This is a genomic window from Serratia sp. CMO1 (genome assembly GCF_015689115.1).
Lineage (GTDB): Bacteria > Pseudomonadota > Gammaproteobacteria > Enterobacterales > Enterobacteriaceae > Serratia > Serratia marcescens.
Genome location: NZ_CP065032.1, coordinates 1221182 through 1241462 on the forward strand (window position 1 = coordinate 1221182; position 20281 = coordinate 1241462).

Annotated in this window: 16 protein-coding genes, 6 tRNA genes and 3 other RNA genes; 14 read left to right on the forward strand and 11 right to left on the reverse strand. The window is 60.5% G+C overall.

Annotation, left to right across the window (positions count from 1 at the left end; genetic code table 11):
* Positions 1-177: 177 nt before the first annotated feature.
* From IT763_RS05685 to pnuC, 11 genes are all read left to right on the forward strand, one after another.
* Positions 178-253 (forward strand) — tRNA-Lys (locus IT763_RS05685).
* Positions 254-282: 29 nt separating this feature from the next.
* Positions 283-358 (forward strand) — tRNA-Val (locus IT763_RS05690).
* Between the two features lie 7 nt (positions 359-365).
* Positions 366-441 (forward strand) — tRNA-Lys (locus IT763_RS05695).
* Between the two features lie 15 nt (positions 442-456).
* Positions 457-580, forward strand: a non-coding RNA gene (locus tag IT763_RS05700) — RtT sRNA.
* A 152-nt stretch (positions 581-732) separates the two neighbouring features.
* Positions 733-808 (forward strand) — tRNA-Lys (locus IT763_RS05705).
* 13 nt (positions 809-821) lie between these two features.
* Positions 822-944, forward strand: a non-coding RNA gene (locus IT763_RS05710) — RtT sRNA.
* Positions 945-989: 45 nt separating this feature from the next.
* Positions 990-1065: transfer RNA gene (locus IT763_RS05715), tRNA-Val, on the forward strand.
* A gap of 6 nt (positions 1066-1071) precedes the next feature.
* Positions 1072-1147: transfer RNA gene (locus tag IT763_RS05720), tRNA-Lys, on the forward strand.
* 74 nt (positions 1148-1221) lie between these two features.
* A non-coding RNA gene (locus IT763_RS05725) (RtT sRNA) lies at positions 1222-1335 on the forward strand.
* Between the two features lie 313 nt (positions 1336-1648).
* Positions 1649-2710, forward strand: a complete 1062-nt coding sequence (nadA, locus tag IT763_RS05730; RefSeq protein ID WP_015376982.1) for a quinolinate synthase NadA — start codon at positions 1649-1651, stop codon at positions 2708-2710.
* Between the two features lie 20 nt (positions 2711-2730).
* Positions 2731-3456, forward strand: coding sequence for a nicotinamide riboside transporter PnuC (gene pnuC / locus IT763_RS05735; RefSeq protein WP_016928721.1), 726 nt, complete (start codon positions 2731-2733; stop codon positions 3454-3456).
* Positions 3457-3491: 35 nt separating this feature from the next.
* On the opposite strand, the gene zitB is transcribed toward pnuC, so the two are convergent.
* Genes zitB through IT763_RS05750 form a run of 3 tightly spaced genes read right to left on the reverse strand, consistent with a single transcriptional unit; the run spans position 3492 to position 8256 of the window.
* Positions 3492-4454 (reverse strand): CDF family zinc transporter ZitB, encoded by a 963-nt coding sequence (zitB, locus tag IT763_RS05740; protein WP_206195241.1) that lies wholly within the window; start codon positions 4452-4454, stop codon positions 3492-3494.
* Positions 4454-7654, reverse strand: coding sequence for an ATP-binding protein (locus tag IT763_RS05745; protein ID WP_206195242.1), 3201 nt, complete (start codon positions 7652-7654; stop codon positions 4454-4456). The genes zitB and IT763_RS05745 overlap by 1 nt, the downstream gene beginning before the upstream one ends.
* On the reverse strand, positions 7651-8256 hold the full coding sequence (locus IT763_RS05750; RefSeq protein ID WP_028127666.1) for a response regulator transcription factor: 606 nt from the start codon (positions 8254-8256) through the stop codon (positions 7651-7653). The genes IT763_RS05745 and IT763_RS05750 overlap by 4 nt, the downstream gene beginning before the upstream one ends.
* Positions 8257-8468: 212 nt before the next feature.
* Between IT763_RS05750 and aroG the strand changes: the two genes are divergently transcribed.
* The 3 genes from aroG (at position 8469) to IT763_RS05765 (ending at position 12024) form a co-directional block, all read left to right on the forward strand.
* Positions 8469-9521, forward strand: a complete 1053-nt coding sequence (aroG, locus tag IT763_RS05755) for a 3-deoxy-7-phosphoheptulonate synthase AroG (RefSeq protein ID WP_016928717.1) — start codon at positions 8469-8471, stop codon at positions 9519-9521.
* Between the two features lie 267 nt (positions 9522-9788).
* Positions 9789-10979: a YjgN family protein gene (locus IT763_RS05760; RefSeq protein WP_048795559.1), complete on the forward strand. Its 1191-nt coding sequence runs from the start codon at positions 9789-9791 to the stop codon at positions 10977-10979.
* Positions 10980-10986: 7 nt separating this feature from the next.
* A complete protein-coding gene (locus IT763_RS05765; protein WP_206195243.1) occupies positions 10987-12024 on the forward strand; it encodes a M48 family metallopeptidase in 1038 nt (345 codons plus the stop codon).
* A gap of 46 nt (positions 12025-12070) precedes the next feature.
* On the opposite strand, the gene gpmA is transcribed toward IT763_RS05765, so the two are convergent.
* The 8 genes from gpmA to modF form a co-directional block, all read right to left on the reverse strand.
* On the reverse strand, positions 12071-12823 hold the full coding sequence (gene gpmA, locus IT763_RS05770) for a 2,3-diphosphoglycerate-dependent phosphoglycerate mutase (RefSeq protein WP_004939834.1): 753 nt from the start codon (positions 12821-12823) through the stop codon (positions 12071-12073).
* Positions 12824-13039: 216 nt separating this feature from the next.
* Positions 13040-13387: a PsiF family protein gene (locus tag IT763_RS05775; protein ID WP_028127665.1), complete on the reverse strand. Its 348-nt coding sequence runs from the start codon at positions 13385-13387 to the stop codon at positions 13040-13042.
* Between the two features lie 197 nt (positions 13388-13584).
* On the reverse strand, positions 13585-14628 hold the full coding sequence (galM, locus tag IT763_RS05780) for a galactose-1-epimerase (protein ID WP_206195244.1): 1044 nt from the start codon (positions 14626-14628) through the stop codon (positions 13585-13587).
* Positions 14622-15773 (reverse strand): galactokinase, encoded by a 1152-nt coding sequence (gene galK / locus IT763_RS05785; RefSeq protein WP_021504595.1) that lies wholly within the window; start codon positions 15771-15773, stop codon positions 14622-14624. The genes galM and galK overlap by 7 nt, the downstream gene beginning before the upstream one ends.
* A complete protein-coding gene (gene galT, locus IT763_RS05790; RefSeq protein ID WP_016928710.1) occupies positions 15770-16822 on the reverse strand; it encodes a galactose-1-phosphate uridylyltransferase in 1053 nt (350 codons plus the stop codon). The genes galK and galT overlap by 4 nt, the downstream gene beginning before the upstream one ends.
* A 285-nt stretch (positions 16823-17107) precedes the next feature.
* Positions 17108-17926 carry a CPBP family intramembrane glutamic endopeptidase gene (locus IT763_RS05795; protein WP_206195245.1) on the reverse strand — a complete coding sequence of 273 codons (819 nt, stop codon included), beginning with the start codon at positions 17924-17926 and terminating at the stop codon, positions 17108-17110.
* 166 nt (positions 17927-18092) lie between these two features.
* Entirely contained in the window at positions 18093-18665 is a 573-nt protein-coding gene (locus tag IT763_RS05800) for a cysteine hydrolase family protein (RefSeq protein ID WP_016928708.1), read from the reverse strand.
* Between the two features lie 94 nt (positions 18666-18759).
* Entirely contained in the window at positions 18760-20247 is a 1488-nt protein-coding gene (gene modF / locus IT763_RS05805) for a molybdate ABC transporter ATP-binding protein ModF (protein WP_033641473.1), read from the reverse strand.
* Positions 20248-20281 lie beyond the last annotated feature (34 nt).

Consider the following 20281-nt stretch of genomic DNA (forward strand, 5'->3'; position numbering starts at 1 on the left):
GGTTAGAAAAATGAGCCCAGAAGTTAGTCGATTTGACCGATTTCTGGGCTCATTCGCGTGAAGAACAAGCAGTTGAACGCATCGGTAAAAAATTTAGGTTGCGCTGCCAAGATAAATTAGTAATATATGCCGCCGTTGCCAAGACATCTTGCAAGATGTTAAAGCGGCAGGGAAATTGGGTCGTTAGCTCAGTTGGTAGAGCAGTTGACTTTTAATCAATTGGTCGCAGGTTCGAATCCTGCACGACCCACCAATTTCTGAAGTAGCAGTAACCACAACAGTGGGTGATTAGCTCAGTTGGTAGAGCATCTCCTTTACACGGAGGGGGTCGGCGGTTCGAGCCCGTCATCACCCACCACTGTTATGGGTCGTTAGCTCAGTTGGTAGAGCAGTTGACTTTTAATCAATTGGTCGCAGGTTCGAATCCTGCACGACCCACCATTCTTTAAGAATGGCTGCGACAGAGAATCGTAAAGGATGAGAACCGTAAAGGTTCGAGTCTCGCGCAGCGAGACAACATCACTCCGGTGATGGCCCGCAAGGGCGAGGCCAAAGGCCGGTTATCCTGCACGACCCACCATTCTTTAAGAATGGCAGCTTCAGAATCGGTTTGATGTGGCAAAGTAAAGGTCCGAGTCGAGTACCCGTCGAGTTGTCCTGAACATCCCCATCCTTGTTTTCCGCGAGTCGGTTCCAATAACCTATTCGCCATCAGCAGTAAACCACATCAGTGGGTCGTTAGCTCAGTTGGTAGAGCAGTTGACTTTTAATCAATTGGTCGCAGGTTCGAATCCTGCACGACCCACCACTCTTTAATAGAGCAAGGTGTTAAATCGTCAGGATGAGAACCGTAAAGGTTCGAGTCTCGCGAAGCGAGACAACATCACTCCGGTGATGGCCCGAAGGGCGAGGCCAAAGGCCGAGTTATCCTGCACGATCCACCACGCTTTGAGTGGACAAGATGTGAAAAATAGCAGTACCACAGCAGTGGGTGATTAGCTCAGTTGGTAGAGCATCTCCTTTACACGGAGGGGGTCGGCGGTTCGAGCCCGTCATCACCCACCACACTGCGGGTCGTTAGCTCAGTTGGTAGAGCAGTTGACTTTTAATCAATTGGTCGCAGGTTCGAATCCTGCACGACCCACCAATTCAGAAAAAAGCGCCTTTGGGCGCTTTTTTCGTTTCTGTAACATCCAAACCTGACCTCATCTTCTCGCTAACATGGTCACCGAGTCGTGCGGGTGAGATCCTGCGCTCAGGTTCAGAGATACGACAACGCGCAGCGTTGCCCGCAGGGTGAGGCCACATGCCGAATCAATCCTGCACGACCCACCCATTCAGAAAAAGCGCCTTTTATCGCATCCGCATCACCGCAATCTGAATCCGCTGCTTTCTCGTTTCAACAACACACCGATCGTCATCCCGCGCTTTTCTGAACGGCTATACGTTCTCGCCAAGCGGTTATCCGCTGTGAACTGCGCGGGCAATGCCTGTGTTTTTAATCTATTAAACAATAGGTGCGCAAAATTGAAAATATCAGCGGACTTTTCGCGCTGATTTAGGTATTTTGTTTAGTATATAAAACGAAGGGCGTTGCGGCAGGCAATATTCAAGCGGCAGGCGCCCAGCCTAGCATGAGATTGCAGCGATGAGTGAAATGTTTGATGTCAATGCGGCGGTGTATCCCTTCCCGCCTAAACCGGTACCGCTGGACGTAGCCGAAAAAGCCTTTTATCGCGAAAAGATCAAAACCCTGCTCAAGCAGCGCAACGCGGTGATGGTCGCCCACTATTATACCGATCCGGAAATCCAGGCGCTGGCGGAAGAAACCGGCGGCTGCGTGGCGGATTCGCTGGAAATGGCACGCTTCGGCAGCGCGCATCCGGCTTCCACGCTGTTGGTGGCCGGCGTGCGTTTCATGGGGGAAACCGCCAAGATCCTCAGCCCGGAAAAGCAGGTGCTGATGCCGACGCTGTTTGCCGAATGTTCGCTGGATCTGGGCTGCCCGGAAGAGGAATTTCATGCGTTTTGCGACAGCCATCCCGATCGCACTGTGGTGGTCTATGCGAATACCTCGGCGGCGGTCAAAGCGCGCGCTGACTGGGTGGTGACCTCCAGCATCGCCGTCGAACTGATCGAGCATCTGGATAGCCTGGGCGAGAAAATTATCTGGGCGCCGGATCGTCATCTCGGCAGCTACGTGCAGAAGCAGACCGGCGCTGACGTGTTGTGTTGGCAAGGCGCCTGTATTGTCCATGACGAGTTTAAGACCCAGGCGCTGCGGCGCATGAAGGCGCTCTATCCGCAGGCGGCCATCCTGGTGCATCCCGAATCGCCTCAGGCGGTGGTCGAGCTGGCGGATGCGGTGGGATCGACCAGCCAACTGATTCAGGCGGCGAAAACATTGCCGCATCAACAGCTGATCGTCGCCACCGATCGCGGTATCTTTTACAAGATGCAGCAGGCTTGTCCGGACAAGGAGCTGTTCGAAGCGCCGACCGCCGGTGAAGGCGCGACCTGCCGCAGCTGCGCGCATTGCCCGTGGATGGCGATGAATGGCCTGAAGGCGATTGCCGAAGGGCTGGAGCAGGGGGGCGCGCAGCATGAGATCCACGTGGACGCCGCGCTGCGTGAAAAGGCGCTGGTGCCGCTGAACCGCATGCTGGATTTCGCCGCTCAGCTTAAGATGCAGGTTAAAGGCAACGCTTAACCGTTTAAAAGGATGATCTCATGAGCTTCTTCAGTACCAGCAATATTCTGGTGCATATTCCGCTTGGCGCGGGCGGTTACGATCTGTCGTGGATCGAAGCCATCGGCACACTGTTCGGGTTGCTGTGCATCTGGTACGCCAGCAAGGAAAAAATCATCAACTACCTGTTCGGCCTGATCAACGTCACGCTGTTCGCGGTGATTTTCTTCCAGATCCAGCTGTACGCCAGCCTGCTGCTGCAGCTGTTTTTCTTCGGCGCCAATATTTACGGTTGGTATGCCTGGAGCCGCCAAACCCAGGATAATCAGGCCGAGCTGCAGATCCGCTGGCTGCCGCTGCCGAAAGCGTTGGCCTGGGCGGCGGTTTGCGTCATCGGCATCGGCCTGATGACCTTCAACATCGACCGCGTGTTCGCCTGGCTGACGCAGATTGCGGTGGCGGTGATGCAAGGGCTGGGGCTGAACGTGCAGATGCCGACGCTGCAGCCGGACGCGTTCCCGTTCTGGGATTCGGCGATGATGGTGCTCTCCATCGTGGCGATGATCCTGATGACGCGCAAGTACGTGGAAAACTGGCTGCTGTGGGTGGTTATCGATGTCATCAGCGTGGCGATCTTCGCCTACCAGGGCGTGTACGCGATGGCGCTGGAGTATGTCATTCTGACGCTGATCGCCCTGAACGGCTCCTGGCTGTGGATCAAGAGCGCCGGGCGCAACCGTTCCAATCCGCTCTCTTCCGCACCGTAACAACGCAGAGGGCGCCGTGATGGCGCCCTCGTGGCTTAGTGGTGATGCCCCAGATGGGAATGCGCTTCGGCATGTGAGTGTTCACTCGGCTCCGGTGCCCGGTTGATACCGCAGTCCGGCGTCTCGCAGTGCCGGTACTCCATCTGAATGGTCACGTGGCCGATCTTGTAGTGTTCCAACAGATAAGCCTGGATACGTTGCAACAGCCCATCGTGGTCATGCGGCGGGATCACCTGCGCATGCAGCGTCATCAGCTTCTGTTCGCCGATCTGCCAGACGTGTACGTGGTGGATATTGCGCACTTCCGGGATGTTCAGGCACAGGTCTTTTTGCAGCTTGGCGATGTCGACCTCCTGCGGCGTGCCTTCCAGCAGCTCGTGGAAGCTCTCCTTCAGCAGCCGCCAGGCGCTGCGCAGCACCAGACAGGAGACCAGCACCGACAGGATCGGGTCAATCGGCGTCCAGCCGGTGGCGAGAATGACGATGGCGGCGACGATGGCGCCCACCGAGCCGAGCAGGTCGCCCAACACATGCAGCGCGGCCGCCCTCACGTTGATATTTTTCTCTTCGCTGCCGCGATGCAGCAGCCAGAAGGCGAACAGGTTCGCCAGCAGCCCCGCTATGGCGATGATCAGCATCGGAGTACCCATCACCGGCTGTGGTTCGAAGAAACGCCGTATCGCCTCCCACAGGATGAATACCAAGATCACCAGTAGCGCCGCGGCGTTGAGGAAGGCCGCCAGGGTGGTCAGGCGCAGATAGCCGAAGGTGTGGCGCGCGTTGGGCTTGCGCTGGGAAAAGTGCACCGCCATCAGCGCCACCAACAGCGCGGCGGCATCGGTCAGCATGTGCCCGGCGTCGGCCAACAGCGCCAGCGAGCCGGACAATAGGCCGCCGGCCACTTCGGCCACCATAAAGACGGCGGTGACTAAAAAAGCGGTCAGTAGGCGTTTACTATTACTGTCTTTCGGCAGGTGTACGTGTGGAGTGTCCGACATTATTCATCCTTATGCATAGCGAAAGTGGGGGCGGCGGCGAGCAGAGCGTCCAGCTCCGGTTCTATCTGCGCCACTGACGCCTTTAATTTAGTATAAGCGGCGGCGGCAAGTTCGCCCCGACGTGCGGTTTCCACCAGTTGCTGGCACAGCCGCGCGGCTTCCGGCAACTGCAGCATCAGCAGGCTGCCCTTGATGCGGTGCGCCGCCTGTTCCAGGCGTGGCCAGTCGCTCGCGGCGACGGCATCCGCGAGCCGCTGCCGGTCTTGCCGCAGCGTGTCGTTGAGCGTCTGCGCCAGCCGCTGCATCATGGCGCGATCGCCGCCCGCCATCTCAGCCAGCGTTTGCCGTAGGTCAGTAAGGACTGACTTTTCTTCCTGAGCCTGCGGTTGCTGAGCCAATACCTGGCCGATTGCCGCCAGTGAAATCGGCTTGGTCAGGAAGTGGTCGATCGCCACCAGGCCCGGCGGGATGCGGGTAAACTCCTGCACGTCTGCCGAGCAGAGCACGATGCGGCAAGGCGGGCGCTGCAGCCGCTGTTCGTCGCGCCGGATCAGCCTGGCCAGCGTCAGTCCGTCCGGGCGCGGCATGTTATAGTCGATAAACAGCAGATCGAACGGCTGCCGGCGCTGGGCCTGCAGCAGCGCATAGCCTTGTTCAAAGCGGGCCGGCTGCAGCCCGAAGTGGCGCAGCTGGCGTTCCAGCAGCAACAGATTAGTGGGATGATCGTCGATCAGCGCGGTACGCATGGCGGAAGACGGCAGATCAAAGCTACGCTCTGCCGGGGCGACAGCCGGCGGCGCGCCGCTCAGCTCGACCGGTATCGCGACCTCGACGCGTGTACCGACGCCCGGCTGCGAGTGCAACGCGATGCGGCCGCCCATCTGTTCGACGATTTCTTTGCAGATCGACAGGCCCAAACCGGTTCCTTGCACCGAGATGCGTTGCGCGCCGCGCGCGCGGTAAAACGGTTGAAACAGCTTGCCTACCTCATCGGCGGCGATGCCGCAGCCGCTGTCGTTCACCGTCAGATGCAATTCCCCCTGCCGCTCATCCTGCGCGCGCCAGCCGACTTCGACCTGAATGGCGCCGCGCGGCGTGAACTTTATCGCGTTGTTTATCAGATTGTTAGCCACCTGAAGTAAACGCTCACCATCAATGACCACCGCCTCCGGCAGCGCCAAATCCGCCACCACGCTCAGCGTCAACGGCCGATCGCCGATCAGCGGTCGGTAAAGGGCGTCGATGCGCGCGACCCAGGGGCGCAGCGCCACCGGTTTTGGCGCCAACGTCAACGACCCGGTTTCCAACCGCGCGTGATCCTGCAGGTCGTTGAGCAGGTTGAGCAGCGATGAGGCCGAACTGTAAATCACCGGCAGGCCTTCCGGCGCAGGTTGGCGTTTGAGCTCCAGTTCCAGCAGGCCGAGGATGGCGTGCATCGGCGTGCGCAGTTCATGGCTGACGGTGGCGAGGAATTTGCTCTTCATGCGATTTTCCGCTTCGGCGCGGCGGCGCGCCTGCTCGAGCTCTTCGCGTTCGCGTTTTTCACGGCGCTGCAGCATGAAACGGCGCAGAGTCAGCGCCAACAGCAGCACGGTAGCGGCGGCCAACAGCGCCAGCAGCCAGGTGGTCTGCGGCGGCATGCGGTTGTCGTTCACCGCGTCGATCAGGTTGCTGCGATCGACGATCCACTCGTCGCGCAGCGATTGCAGGGTGTCCGCTGGGATCTGCATCAGGTTCTTATCGAGGATCGCCAGCAGCAGCGGCTGATCGCGGCGCACGCCGAAAGCCACCGGATAGGGGATATTGTTGGCGGCGAAGGCCAGCTTGATGGCGCCGGAATAGCGCGACAGCGCCAAAAAGTTGGCGGAGATGACGTTATCCACCAGCGCATCCAGCTGGCCGTTGGCCAGCGCGTCGTACATCGACTTGCTGTCGGCGAAGCTGACGGTCTGTTCCTGCTCCGGCACCAGCCCCTGCGCCAAATCGCCCTGCAGCACGCCGATGCGCTTGCCGGCCAGATCGCCCCAGGTCGAGACGCCGTTGGCATACTGGCCGACGTAAACGCCCCACAGCGAACGGTGGATCGGCATGCTGGCGCTGTAGCGCGCCTTGACGCCGCGCGCCAGCGGCAGGGCGGCGCGGAAGCTGGCCTGGCCGGATTGCACCAGCTGATCGGCCTGCTCGGCGTTGCGCGCCCACAGCGGCGCGAAACGCAGCCCGGTGTTTTGCGCGATGATGTTGAGAATATCGATGGCGTAGCCGCGCGGCTGGCCGTCGGAGCCGCGGTAGGCGAACGGGAAATTGTTCTCGATGGCGGCGTAGTAAACCACGCGGTGGCTCGCCACCCAATTCTTCTCCATCGTCGTCAGATCGGCATTGCCGGTATCGAGGTAGCTGGGGATCTTTTTGCTCCAGCGGCTCTGCAGGGCATTCATCAGCTCCATCGGCGCGTCGGCGATGGCGGTGTCCAGCGTATCTATCAGCCGCGGGTCGGCGGCGGCGAACACGAAGGACAGGTTGCCCAGGTTCTCGTTGCTTTCAATCTGATAGAGCTGGCCGAGCTGCAACTGGTCGATGATAAAGCTGGCGCTGGCCTCGTCGGCGATAAAGTAGTCGCTGCTGCCGTTGAGCAGCGAATAGACCGCCTGCAGGTTGTTGTCGTAGCGCTGGATCTGCGACGCCACCGCCTGCAGGGCGCCGCCAGACTGCATGTCGGTCAGCGCGCCGATCGCGACGCGGGCATTGGCGGAGTTGAGCATCACCGGCCGATCGTTGCTGCGGTCGCGCAATACGCGCAGGTTGCTGACGTAATAGGGCTGAGAGATCGCCAATCCGTGCAGCGCTTCACTTTGCGGGATGCCATACAGCAGATCGATTTTGCCGTCGTGCAGCGCCTGCTCCAGCTGCGTCAGATCGGCGAAGCCGTAAATGGCGAAGCGAATGCCGGTTACCTGCTGGATATAGCCGAGGTAGTCGGCGTTCAGCCCATACAGATCGTCATCCACAATGATGTTGTACGGGCTGGTGTTCTCACTGATGATGCCGACGCGCAGCGTGCGGTCGCGCCAGGGGTTTTTCTCGCCGACGATCAGCATGTTCTCGGGGGGATTCAGATTGCTGACCAGCTGATAGCGCACCGGCTCCCCCGCCTGCGCCAGGCCGCACAGCAGGATCAGCAGCAGCAGGGCGCGGCGCATCATGGCGCCAGCTCTTTAAATACCGCCACCAGCTCCAGCAGATTACCGGCGCCGGTTTTGCGCTGGATGTTTTTCTTGTGCGTGCTGACGGTCTTGTTGCTGATGTGCAGCCGGTCGGCGATCTGCAGGTTGGACAGCCCCTGGCTCAGCAAACCCAGCACCTCGAGCTCCTTGGGCGTGAGCAGCCCGCCGTCCGCCGTCGGCGCTTCTTCGGCCAGCGCGGCGGCGGGGAAACTGGCTTCACCGTCCAGCACCTGCTCGATCGCCAGCACCAACTCCGCCAGCGAGCTGCCTTTATTGACGAAACCGTCGGCGCCGGCGGCATGCGCCATGCGCGCATACACATCGGCCTCTTGCGCGGTATAGATCAGGATCTTTTGTTGCGGGTAGCGGCGGCGGATTTTTTTCAACAGCTGCAGCCCATCGACCTGCGGCAGGCCGATATCCAGGATCACCAGGCCGAAAGCGGCCTCGGCCAGCAGAGCCAACGCCTGGACGTCGTCCTGCGCCGCCTGCAGGCGGTAGGGGCGGGATGATTTCATTAGCGCCGCTTCCAGTGCGACATGAACCACCGGGTGGTCATCAACTAATAACAGAGAAGGCATTTTCAACTCGGGTCGCTTTATATTCCGATCGCTAGCATAGCGAAAAAGGAGGCTCTGCGCTCCCCTGATGAAACAGCACAATCTGCTGTTAATTTGGCGGTTCCAGCGGAGGGGGGCAAAGGTGATTTACAGCGCCATTCCCACAGGCTAGATTGTTGGGATCTACACCGTTACGCACTGCGAAATACCCCTCGATACCGAATGGAAAAGCTATGAATTACCAAAACGACGATTTACGCATTAATGATATTAAGGAACTCCTGCCGCCGGTGGCTCTGCTGGAGAAATTCCCGGCTACCGAACGCGCGGCAAAGACGGTGTCCCAGGCCCGCAGCGCGATTCACAATATCCTCCGCGGCAGCGACGATCGCCTGCTGGTGGTGATTGGCCCTTGCTCCATCCACGATACCCAAGCCGCCAAAGAGTACGCGGGGCGCCTGCTGGCGCTGCGTGAAGAACTGAGCGGCGAGCTGGAAGTGGTGATGCGCGTATACTTCGAAAAACCGCGCACCACCGTGGGCTGGAAAGGCCTGATCAACGATCCGCAGATGGACAACAGCTTCAACATCAACGACGGCCTGCGCCTGGCGCGCAAACTGCTGGTGGAGATCAACGACAGCGGTCTGCCGGCCGCCGGCGAATTCCTCGACATGATCACGCCGCAGTACCTGGCGGATCTGATGAGCTGGGGCGCCATCGGCGCGCGCACCACGGAATCGCAGGTGCACCGCGAGCTGGCCTCCGGCCTCTCGTGCCCGGTCGGTTTCAAGAATGGCACCGACGGCACCATCAAGGTGGCGATCGACGCCATCAACGCCGCCGGCGCGCCGCACTGCTTCCTGTCGGTGACCAAGTGGGGTCACTCGGCGATCGTTAATACCAGCGGCAACGGCGACTGCCACATTATTCTGCGCGGCGGCAAAGAGCCGAACTACAGCGCGGCGCACGTGAAGGACGTCAAAGCCGGCCTGAGCAAAGCCGGGCTGCCTGCGCAGGTGATGATCGACTTCAGCCATGCCAACAGCAGCAAACAGTTCAAAAAGCAGATGGACGTGAGCGCTGACGTTTGCGGGCAGATTAGCGGCGGTGAAAAAGCGATCATCGGCGTGATGATCGAAAGTCACCTGGTGGAAGGCAACCAGAACCTCGAAAGCGGCGAACCGCTGGTTTACGGCAAGAGCGTGACCGACGGCTGCATCGGCTGGCAGGACACCGAAACCGTGCTGCGCGATCTGGCGGCGGCGGTGAAAGCGCGCCGCGGATAACCGCAAACAATGACAAGGGCCCGATAACGGGCCCTTGTTTTATCCTTGCCATTGCACTTCTCTATATTCCACGACTTTAAGGCTTACAGTTAATAGGCCAATTAAGTCCTTAAGCGGCCCTCTTCGCATTATTCCTATTTAAGAAAAGAATAATTGTCACTGCTCGCGGCATTGTGCTTATATAAGACGCTTTTTTTATTCCATAAACCCCGCAGGCCTAATAAGTGGGGAGTGGTATGACCTTATTCCTTTCAGGATGAAAGAATTATGACAAACAATACCTCGCAGCCGCTGGGGCTGCACCGGATTAAATTCCATGGGAAAGGTGGTGAGTACTTCGCTATTTGGTTAGTCAATGCATTATTGACCGTCCTGACCCTGGGCATCTATTCCGCCTGGGCGACGGTGCGCCGTCGCCGCTATTTTTACGGCAACACGGAATTGGACGGCGATCGTTTCGACTACCATGCACAACCGCTGCAAATTCTGAAAGGGCGGCTGTTGGTGATCGGCGGCATCATCGTGTTTTATATCTTGCTGGCGATAACGCCCCTGTTGGGGCTGCTGGCTTTGCTGGTGTTGCTTGCCCTGCTGCCGTGGATCGTTATTCGCAGCTGGCGCTACAATGCGATTATGTCGAGCTATCGCGGCGTGCGTTTTAATTATGTCTGCCGCACCGGGCGTGCCTATTGGGCTTTACTGTTCTGCCCGTTATTGCTGATTATCGGGCTGTATGTCGGTCTGATCATCTTGCTCGGCATTGGCAGCGGTCTTGGCAGCATCAACGCCATCGCTTTTATGCTGGTACTGACGCTGATTTTGGCCGTGCCGGCATTTGCGGCGGTAAACGGCATTATTAGCGCACTGCAGCATGATTTGTACGTTAATAACCTGTTCTTCGGGCGCACACCGTTTATTGCCGAACTGAAGAAATCGGCCTTTATCAAATTTGCCTTGATCGGCCTGCTCATATTCCTGCCATTCATGTTGGTCGCGTTGGTGTGCATCGGTTCGTTCTTCTTTACTCTCTATCAGATGGTGTTGATGGGCATGTTGACCAATGAAGCCATTGATGTGCTGGTGCTGGACAATATCAGCAGCCTTCTGCTGATGATGGTGGTGCTGTTGATCGGCGCGCTGGTGGCCAGCAGCTACCAGGTCGTTGCCCAGCGCAACTATCTGTTTAACCAGGCAAGGCTGAACGGCGACATCAAGCTGCATTCCTCAATGAAAACGCTGCCGTATATGGGATTGTTGATCACCAATACCCTGATTACCCTGTTCTCGCTCGGTTTGGCGGCGCCGGTGGCGGAAGTGCGTCATGCCCGTTATCTGGCGGCCTGCACGGCGGTTGAAGGCGATCTGGCGCTGCTGGACATTACGGCGCATCAGGAAAGCGCCAACAGCGCGGTGGCCGAAGAAGCGCTGCAGGCGCTGGATCTGGGCGGCAACTTCTGAGGCGCCGATGATCCTTGAAGGCGCTTATCAGTTGCCGGGACGGGCCGCACGTGAGGCGGCTCGTCTGCTGGTGAACGAAAGCGGCGAAGGCGTGACGTTGCAGCGGCAGGATGAACAGCGTTACATCCCGCTGACGGACATCACCGTTTCTGCCGCGCTGGGCAATATTCCGCTGACGCTCACCTTCAAGGGCGGCGGGCGCTTTGTGCCTGACGACGACGCGGCCTTTCGCCGCTGGTTCTATCAACGCCGTTCGCCGGGGTGGGTGCATCGCCTGGAGCGCCATAAACGCGGCGTCGCCCTGGCGCTGCTGATGACGCTGTTGGCGGTAGTGGCTTACGTTTACGTGGTGCTGCCGTGGGCGAGCAGCGAGATCGCCATGCGCATCCCCACCTCGGTGGAACAGACGCTGGGCGAACATACGCAGACGTTCTTGGACCAGAGCGGCTTCGCGCCCTCCGCACTGCCGGCCGAGCGGCAACGGGCGCTGCAGCAGCTGTTCCGGCAGGTGATGCCGGCCGACATGCGCCAGGAGCGCACGCCGCTCTCGCTGAAGCTGATGGCGGCGCCCGGTGCGCCGAACGCCTTTATGCTGCCGGACGGCACGCTGGTGCTCAGCGATAGCCTGGTCACCTTGTCAAAAAACGACGATGGCTTGGCGGCGGTGATGCTGCATGAGATGGGGCATCACGCCCATCGTCACCCGATGCGCATGTTGGTGCGTTCGTCATTGGTGGCGTTGACGCTGATGTGGATGACGGGTGACGTCAGCGGCATCGGCGACACGCTGCTGCAGTCCGCATCCTTCGTGAATGAGATGCAGTTTTCTCGCGGGATGGAGCGTGAGGCGGATGCGTTTGCGATAGCGGAAATGCAGCGCCAGGGGCGTTCGTTGGCGGAAATGGCGGCGATCTACCGCGCGTTGGCGCAGGCGCCTGAACGAGAAAAGGCCGATGACTGGGCGCTGCCTGCCTGGCTCAGCACCCATCCGGCGATGCAGGAACGGCTGGACGCGGTGAACGAGGCGATGGCGCAGCAGCAATAAAAAAGCCCCCGGTGAAAACCGGGGGCTTTTTCGTGAACGGGCGAAATTACTTCGCTTTACCCTGGTTCGCTACGGCCGCCGCTTTTGCTGCGATCTCGTCGGCGTTACCCAGGTAGTAACGTTTGGTTGGTTTGAAGTTCTCGTCGAACTCATACACCAACGGCACGCCGGTTGGGATGTTCAGCTCGAGGATTTCATCTTCGCTCAGGTTATCCAGGTATTTCACCAGCGCGCGCAGGGAGTTGCCGTGCGCCGCAACGATCACGCGCTCGCCGCTCTTGATGCGTGGCAGGATCTCTTCGTCCCAGTAAGGGATAACGCGATCGATGGTCAGCGCCAGGCTTTCGGTCAGCGGCAGCTCTTGCTCGGTCAGCGAAGCGTAGCGCGGATCGTGGCCAGGGTAACGTTCGTCTTCTTTGGTCAGCTCAGGTGGGGTCACCGCGAAGCCGCGACGCCATTGTTTCACCTGCTCGTCGCCGTATTTTTCCGCGGTTTCCGCTTTGTTCAGACCCTGCAGCGCGCCGTAGTGACGTTCGTTCAGCTTCCAGGATTTTTCGGTTGGCAACCAGGCTTGATCCAGCTCGTCGAGGATGTTCCACAGGGTGTGGATCGCGCGCTTCAGTACGGAGGTGTAAGCGAAGTCAAAAGTGAAACCTTCCTCTTTCAACAGCTTGCCTGCTGCTTTCGCTTCGGTGCGGCCCTTGTCGGACAGATCAACATCATACCAACCGGTGAAGCGGTTTTCTTGGTTCCACTGGCTTTCGCCGTGACGCACCAGAACCAGCTTAGTTACAGCCATAGCTTAACTCCTTAATAATCTGACATTTCAATGATAACGAAAATCATTATATTGCCGCGGGCCGGGGCTCGGCAATCGATAGTGTCTAACCATAGCCAATTTCTTGCCGCAAAGTAAGGGCTGTCGAAAGGAAAAAGCTGAATCGTTCAGGCTGATGCGTAAGGGGGAGAAACGGCGCGTCGGAATCGCTCCGGACGCGCCGTGGCAGAGGGGAAATCAGGCCGATTTTTTCAGGCAGTTGCTCATGAAGGTTTTACGCGCGTCGCCCTTCAGATCCTTGGTCTTGGCGTCGGCATTGCAGCTTTTCATTTTCTGCTGCTGCGGCGTCAGGGTTTTGCCGGACGCAGCGGCGCCTTCGGACTTCAGACAGGTGCTCATAAAGGTGGAGCGATCGGCGCCTTTCAGCGACTTGGTGGATGCCTGCTGGTTGCAATCGGTCATGCGTTTCTGTTGGGCCGCCTGCGCCGGCGAAGGCGTTTTCGTCGCCGTCGTCGCGTCGGCCGCCATCAGATTGGTGCTCAGCATTAAGCCCGCCAGCAATGGAAGTGCAGTAATCAGACGCATAGGTGTTCCTTCAGCTATTGATTGGCCGCCATCGGCCGAAAATGGTGACGTTGCACAAGGCGTTGTGCTTATCACGGTAGCCTGAGTGTAGTGCGCGCTTTGGAATAAGGGAAGGTGGGCACCGGTGGGGGGATGGCGCTAAAAGGTAAGCATTTATAACAAATTGCCCCCGGCCGCACGGCGAGGGGCGTAGCAGGTCAGATAGGATAAAACTGATAATGCGTGGCGCTGCGGTAGCGGCTCCCCGGTTGCAGCCAACAGTCCGGCTGCGGCCACTCGGGATGGTGCGGGCTGTCCGGCAAAAACTCGCTCTCCAGCGCCACGCCGGCATGGTTGGCGTAGCTGCCGCCATCGCGCGCCGGCGTGCCGGCCAGATAATTGCCGCTGTAGAGCTGCAGCGCAGGCGCGTCGGTGAACACGCTCATTTGCACTTGCCCGTCGGCGGACCACAAATGCGCCGCCGGGCTCTCCAGCGCCCCACAGGTACGCTGCAGCAGAAAGGCGTGATCGTAGCCTTGCACCCGCTGCTGGTCGCGATCGCGCAGGAAATCCTGCAGCAGCGTTTTCGGCTGACGAAAATCCATGCCGCTGCCGTCCACCGGCGTCAGATCGGCGCAGGGAATGCCCTCGGCGTCGACAGGCAGGTAGCGATCGGCGAACAGCTGCAACCGTTGGGCGCGGGCGTCGGTGCCGGCGCCGTCCAGATTGAAATAGGCGTGGTTGGTCAGATTGACCGGGCAGGGGCGATCGACCTGCGCCAGATAGTTGATTTCCAGGCGATTATCCGAGGTCAGGCGGTAACAAACCTGCACGTCGAGATTGCCGGGGAAACCCTGATCGCCCTCCGCCGAATGCAGCGCATAGCAGACCTGCTGCGCATCATGCTGCACCCGGCGCCAGCGGCGGGCATGAAAACCGTCGGGGCCACCGTGCAGCTGATGGGCGCCCTGATTGGCGGCCAGCGCATGGGTTTTCCCGCCGATGGGCAGACTGGCGTTGGCGATGCGGTTGGCGTAACGGCCGACGGTGGCGCCCAGATAGGCGCCCTGACGTGGGTAGTCCGCCGGGCTGTGGCAACCCAGCAACAGCTCGCGCTTTTCACCGGATTTGAGCGGCAAGACGGCGGACAGCCAGGTGGCGCCCCAGTCCATCAGCGTCACCGTCATGCCGTCGGCGTTTTGCAGCAGTGTCAGCTGGTAAGGTTGCCCATCGGGCGCCGCTTCCGTGCTCACCGTCAGCATGGGCCGGCCCCCTGCGAAGCCTGGCAGACATAGAAGGTTTCCTGCAATCCGCCGGTTTGCCGCGGATACTCGTGCGCCACGGCGGCACGCACTGTCTCCACGAGATCCTGCGGCATCAGCGCGACGATGCAGCCGCCAAAGCCGCCGCCGGTCATGCGCACGCCACCGCGCGGGCCGATCGTCGCTTTGACGATCTCGACCAACCGATCGATCGGCGGCACGGTGATTTCAAAGTCATCGCGCATCGAGGCGTGGGATTCCGCCATCAGCCGGCCCATGCGCTGCAGGTCGCCGGCCGCCAGCGCGTCGGCCGCCGCCAGCGTGCGGGCGTTCTCGCTGATGACGTGCCGCGCGCGTTTGGCCACCAACGGATCCAACTGATGTTGACGCGCTGCAAATTGTTCGGGGCTGACGTCGCGCAGCGCCTTGACGCCGAAGAATCGCGCCGCTTCTTCGCACTGTGTGCGGCGGGTGTTGTACTCGCTGTCCACCAGCCCGCGCTGCACATTGGAGTTGACGATCACCACCGCGACGTTGTCCGGCATCGGCACCGCACGGGTTTCCAGCGAGCGGCAGTCGATCAGCAGAGCGCTGTCGCGCCGGCCGAGCGCGGAGATCAACTGGTCCATGATGCCGCAGTTGCAGCCGACGAACTGGTTCTCCGCCTCCTGGCCGTTCAGCGCCAGCGCCACGCCGTCCAACGGCAGCTGATAGAGCGCCTGCAGCGCCTGGCCCACCGCCACCTCCAGCGCGGCGGAGGAGCTGAGCCCCGCCCCTTGCGGCACATTGCCGGCGATCACCAGATCCGCGCCGCCGAAGTCGGCGTTGCGGCGCTGAAGATGTTTCACCACGCCGCGCACATAGTCGGACCAGCGCTGATCGGGGTGGCTGACGATCGGCTCGTCGAGCGAGAATTGATCCTGCTGATTCTGATAATCGGCGGCCAGCACGCGGATCTGGCGGTCGTCGCGCTTGGCGCAGGCGATGACGGTTTGGTAATCGATGGCGCAGGGCAGCACGAAGCCGTCGTTGTAATCGGTATGCTCGCCGATCAGGTTCACCCGCCCCGGCGCCTGGATGGTCAACGCCGGCGCGTAGCCGAAGTGTTCGGTAAACAGGGAATGGGTAAGCGGTTTCAGGCTCATGCTTGGGCTCCGGCTTCACGGTAATGAATATCGCTGACGGCGCGCAGACGCTCTGCGGCCTGTTCAGCGGTCAGATCGCGCTGGGTTTCCGCCAGCATCTCGTAACCGACCATAAATTTGCGCACGCTGGCTGAACGCAGCAGCGGCGGATAGAAATGGGCGTGCAGCTGCCAGTGCCGGTTGTCGGCGCCGTTGAACGGCGCGCCGTGCCATCCCATCGAATAGGGGAAGGAACACTGGAACAGGTTGTCGTAGCGGCTGGTCAGCTTCTTCAGCGCCAGCGCCAGATCGCTGCTCTGCGCCGCGCCGAGTTCGGTGATGCGCTGCACCGCCGTTTTCGGCAGCAGCAGCGTTTCAAACGGCCAGGCGGCCCAGTAGGGCACCACCGCCAGCCAGTGTTCGGTGTTCACCACGATGCGTTCGCCTGCGGCCAGCTCGCGCTGTGCATAATCCAGCAGCAGCGGGGAGGCATATTCCCGGAAATAGTCGTGCTGCAGGCGATCTTCGCGTTCGGCCTCGTTCGGCAGAAAACTGTTGGCCCAGACCTGCCCGTGCGGGTGCGGGTTGGAGCAGCCCATCGCCGCGCCTTTGTTTTCGAACAGCTGTACCCAGGGGTAGTGCTTGCCCAGCTCATCGGTTTGCGCCTGCCAGGCGGCAACCACTTGCTCCAGCGCCGGCAGCGTCAGTTCGGGCAGGGTCTTGCTGTGATCGGGAGAGAAGCAGATCACCCGGCTGACGCCGCGCGCGCTCTGGCTGCGCATCAGCGGATCCTGGCTGTCGGGCGCCGGCGGCGTATCGCTCATCAGCGCGGCGAAATCGTTGGTGAAAACATAGGTACCGCGATAATCCGGATTGCGATCGCCGGTGACGCGCGCGTTGCCCGGGCACAGGAAACAGTCGGGATCGTGCGCCGGCAGCGTTTCTGTGGGGACGGCCTCCTGCTGGCCCTGCCAGGGGCGCTTGGCGCGGTGCGGTGAGACCAGCACCCACTGGCCGCTCAGCGGATTGTAGCGGCGGTGCGGATGATCGATAGGGTTAAATTCCGTCATACGGTTCCTTTCTTGGCGCCGACGAAAGTGTAATCGCTTCCAATTACCGTCTTGAGACGCCCGTTGCTGAACAGGGAGAGGCTGTTGCGCAGAAAGATAGCACGCCCGCGGCGGTAAAAAGGTGATCTAACGCGAAAAATGGAATCGTTTACACTTCATTGCAAAGCGCAGGAGGGGCGAAGAAAAGCAGGCGGCAACGTGATTGAGGGCATTGCGGTGAAGTGCCGGTGATAGCGTTTTCACCCGACCAGCCGGCAGAGAGGGGCTCTCTGCCGGCTTCAGCCGTTAAGAATGCTGGTACAGCGGATAGGTGAAGAACAGCAGATGGGTCAGATTAAGCCCGAAATGGAACAGAATCGGCACCCACAGACGGCCGCTCCACATCCACGCCATGCCGTAGATCACCCCGGCGAGGGTCGCGAAGATCACCATCAGCGTACCGCCCGCCAGATGCGCGGCGCCGAACACCAGGGAGGCGACGATCAGCGCCGGCCAGGCGCCCAGCCACTGGCTGAGGCGCTGTTGCAGGTAGCCGCGAAACAGCGCTTCCTCGGCCATGCAGACAAAGAACAGGTTCGCCATCACGAAAGGCAGGATCCAGGCGGGCGCATGCCACTCAATTTTTAAGCCGCCCAGCGCGACGGCCAGCAGCAACAGCGCCGGCACGGCCAGCAGCAGCGCAATCCAGCCCGCTCTGCTGGCGTTGCCGCCGCGTTCGGCGGAAAACAGCGTGGGCAAGCAGGCGAACAGCAGGAAGGGCACCATCGCCTTATCGAAGTTGTAATACATGGTGAACGGCGCGCTGAGCGGACCGGCTTTTTCGCCGTCGATCATCAGTTGATTGTGGATGCCGGGCACCAGGTGCAAGAACAGCGCCACGCAGCCGGCGACCACCAGCCCTTCGAGCACAATCGCCAGATTACGCTGCGCGCGAAAATGGTGGCGCAACCCCGCCAGCGCTATGATCGCCAGCAGATAACTCAGGCTGAGCGGCGTCAGTACCCCATGATAAAGCCCCATGCCCGCCGAGGCGGCCAGGATCACCCAGGCTATCAGCCGATTAAACGGCAAGAAAAATAACGAAGCAGCCAGTACGCCCCACATGATATGTCCCTTTAAATATGTACACGGCGCTCAGCGCCTTTGCGGCGTGCGATGATGGCAAAATTGAGCGCTAGAGCGGATAGTAGCACACCAGGATGACGCTAAAGGTCGGGGCAGTGATGCATTTGTGCATGATGCCGGCCCACACGACCGGCGGCGAGGAGGGTTAGCCTTTCATCCATGCCTGCGAACGGGTGATTTCGGCCAGGTTTTGCAGGGTATCCAGGCTCTGCTGGTGGATCTCCTGCGTGGGGGCCGCGCACAGATCGTGCAGCACGGTCACCTGAAAGCCGGCGTCGTGCGCCTGCCGCGCGGTGCTCTCGATGGCGAGCGGCGTGCTGATGCCCGCCAGCAGCAGGTGATGGCACCGATGTTGCCGCAGCCAGGCTAACAAATTGTTACCGGAGAAAGCGCTGACTGCCGTTTTTTCAAACTGCAGATCGGTCTCTTCCTGATGCAGTTCTGGCATCCAGCGGCAGCCCGGGCCATTTAGCCGCAGCGCGCCGATCTGCTTGAGATGGTTGAACAGCGGCGAATGGGGCGGGATGTCATGATAATCGTCGGCGAATCCCACCCGCACCCAAATCACCGGGATTTTTCGCACCCGGGCATAGGCCGCGGCGGCATTGACGTTGGCAAGCAGGTGGGTCGTCATCACCTGTTCGCGGCAGTGGTTGGCGCGCCCTTTGGGCCCGATCAGATCTTCGATCAGGTCGATGATAATCAACGCAGCGGACATGGCGTCTCCAAAAATGGCCTTCTTCCTTTCTATGATAAAAGGCCAAATGTGATGTGCTGCGGTGAAGTGTTGCCGGATATGTTTACGCCGCGTTTCAGGCGGAGGCCGCCTCCAGCCGTTGCTGTTGGTAACCATAGCCGCCTTCGCCGTCGGGCACGAAGCTGAGGCGGTGAGTGATGCACTGCGGCGCATCTTCGGCATGGTGCGAGACGAACAGCAACTGGGTGGCGCCCTGGCCGATCAGCACGTCGATAAAGCGGCGCACCAGCTGGCGATTGAGCGGATCCAGCCCCTGCAGCGGCTCGTCGAGGATCAGCAGCGCCGGGTGTTTCACCAGCGCGCGGGCGATCAGCGCCAGCCGCTGTTGGCCCCAGGAAAGGCTGTGGAACGGGGCGTCACCGCGCGCGCCGTTGAGCCCGAGCAGCGCCAGCCATTGCTCTGTCAGCTGCCGCTGACGATCCGAGACCGCCTGATAAATGCCGATCGAATCGAAGAACCCTGACAGCACCACGTTGCGCACGCTGGTGTTGACGCGATAATCCAGATGCAGGCTGCTGCTGACGTAGCCGATATGGCGTTTGATTTCCCAGATGGTTTCCCCGCTGCCGCGGCGGCGGCCGAACAGCGTCAGATCGTTGCTGTAGCCCTGTGGATGATCGCCGGTGATCAAGCTGAGCAGCGTGGATTTGCCGGCGCCGTTCGGGCCGACGATCTGCCAGTGCTCGCCGGGGTTAACCTGCCAGTCGAGATGATTGAGGATCGGCCGATCGTTATAGCTGACCACGCCGTCGCGCAGGACGATCAGCGGCCGATCCGCCGGCAGGGCCACTTTTTGCGTCGGATCCTCGGTTTCCGGCAGCGCCAGCCCGCTGAGGTTTTCGCTGTGCGCCAACTGCGCCACCAGCGCGTCCGCCATTACCTGGCTGCGCGGCCCGCGGCTGGTCAGGGTGCAGTCCGCCAGCACGCCCACCTGGCGGACAAAATCCGGTATTTCGTCGAACCGGTTGAGCACCAGCACCACGGTTTGGCCCTGGGCGGAAAGCTCGCTCAGCAACGCGGCGAGCTGCGCGCGCGAGTGCACGTCCAGCCCGTCGAAGGGTTCGTCGAGGATCAGCAGGTCGGGCTCGGGCATCAGCGCCCGGCACAGCAGGGTCTTGCGCGTTTCGCCGGTGGAGAGGTATTTGAAGCGGCGCGTCAGCAGGGCGGTGATGCCGAACTGCGCGGCCAGCCGCTCACAGCGCGCGGCGTCTTTCACCTCTTCCTGAATGATCTCCGCCGCGGTGCGGCCGGTGTCGTCTTCGTCCGCGCTGAGCAGATCGGTGTTGTTGCGTTGCCACTCGTCGCTGACCATTTTTTGCAGCTGTTCGAAGGAGATGCGCACCGCGTGCTGAAAGTCGCTGCGGCGCTCGCCGCTCAACAGAACCAGTTCGTCGGCCAGCGCGCGCGCCAGGGCGGATTTGCCGCTGCCGTTGGCGCCGACGAAGGCCCAGCTGTCGCCGGCCTGGATCGCCAGTGCATCCAGCGTCAGGGTGCGGGTATCGCTTAAGCGGAATGAACCTTGCGAAATATGCAACGACGACATCACCTGTTCCTTTTTTTGCAATTATTTGCCTTAG

Bases quoted from the DNA above. Each gene is read 5' to 3' on its own strand.
- zitB (WP_206195241.1), bottom strand. From the start codon at position 4,454: ATGTCGGACACTCCACACGTACACCTGCCGAAAGACAGTAATAGTAAA.
- galT (WP_016928710.1), bottom strand. From the start codon at position 16,822: ATGACGGAATTTAACCCTATCGATCATCCGCACCGCCGCTACAATCCG.
- gpmA (WP_004939834.1), bottom strand. From the start codon at position 12,823: ATGGCTGTAACTAAGCTGGTTCTGGTGCGTCACGGCGAAAGCCAGTGG.
- galK (WP_021504595.1), bottom strand. From the start codon at position 15,773: ATGAGCCTGAAACCGCTTACCCATTCCCTGTTTACCGAACACTTCGGC.
- IT763_RS05745 (WP_206195242.1), bottom strand. From the start codon at position 7,654: ATGATGCGCCGCGCCCTGCTGCTGCTGATCCTGCTGTGCGGCCTGGCG.
- IT763_RS05800 (WP_016928708.1), bottom strand. From the start codon at position 18,665: ATGTCCGCTGCGTTGATTATCATCGACCTGATCGAAGATCTGATCGGG.
- IT763_RS05795 (WP_206195245.1), bottom strand. From the start codon at position 17,926: ATGTGGGGCGTACTGGCTGCTTCGTTATTTTTCTTGCCGTTTAATCGG.
- IT763_RS05750 (WP_028127666.1), bottom strand. From the start codon at position 8,256: ATGCCTTCTCTGTTATTAGTTGATGACCACCCGGTGGTTCATGTCGCA.
- nadA (WP_015376982.1), top strand. From the start codon at position 1,649: ATGAGTGAAATGTTTGATGTCAATGCGGCGGTGTATCCCTTCCCGCCT.
- IT763_RS05760 (WP_048795559.1), top strand. From the start codon at position 9,789: ATGACAAACAATACCTCGCAGCCGCTGGGGCTGCACCGGATTAAATTC.
- IT763_RS05775 (WP_028127665.1), bottom strand. From the start codon at position 13,387: ATGCGTCTGATTACTGCACTTCCATTGCTGGCGGGCTTAATGCTGAGC.
- pnuC (WP_016928721.1), top strand. From the start codon at position 2,731: ATGAGCTTCTTCAGTACCAGCAATATTCTGGTGCATATTCCGCTTGGC.
- aroG (WP_016928717.1), top strand. From the start codon at position 8,469: ATGAATTACCAAAACGACGATTTACGCATTAATGATATTAAGGAACTC.
- galM (WP_206195244.1), bottom strand. From the start codon at position 14,628: ATGCTGACGGTGAGCACGGAAGCGGCGCCCGATGGGCAACCTTACCAG.
- modF (WP_033641473.1), bottom strand. From the start codon at position 20,247: ATGTCGTCGTTGCATATTTCGCAAGGTTCATTCCGCTTAAGCGATACC.
- IT763_RS05765 (WP_206195243.1), top strand. From the start codon at position 10,987: ATGATCCTTGAAGGCGCTTATCAGTTGCCGGGACGGGCCGCACGTGAG.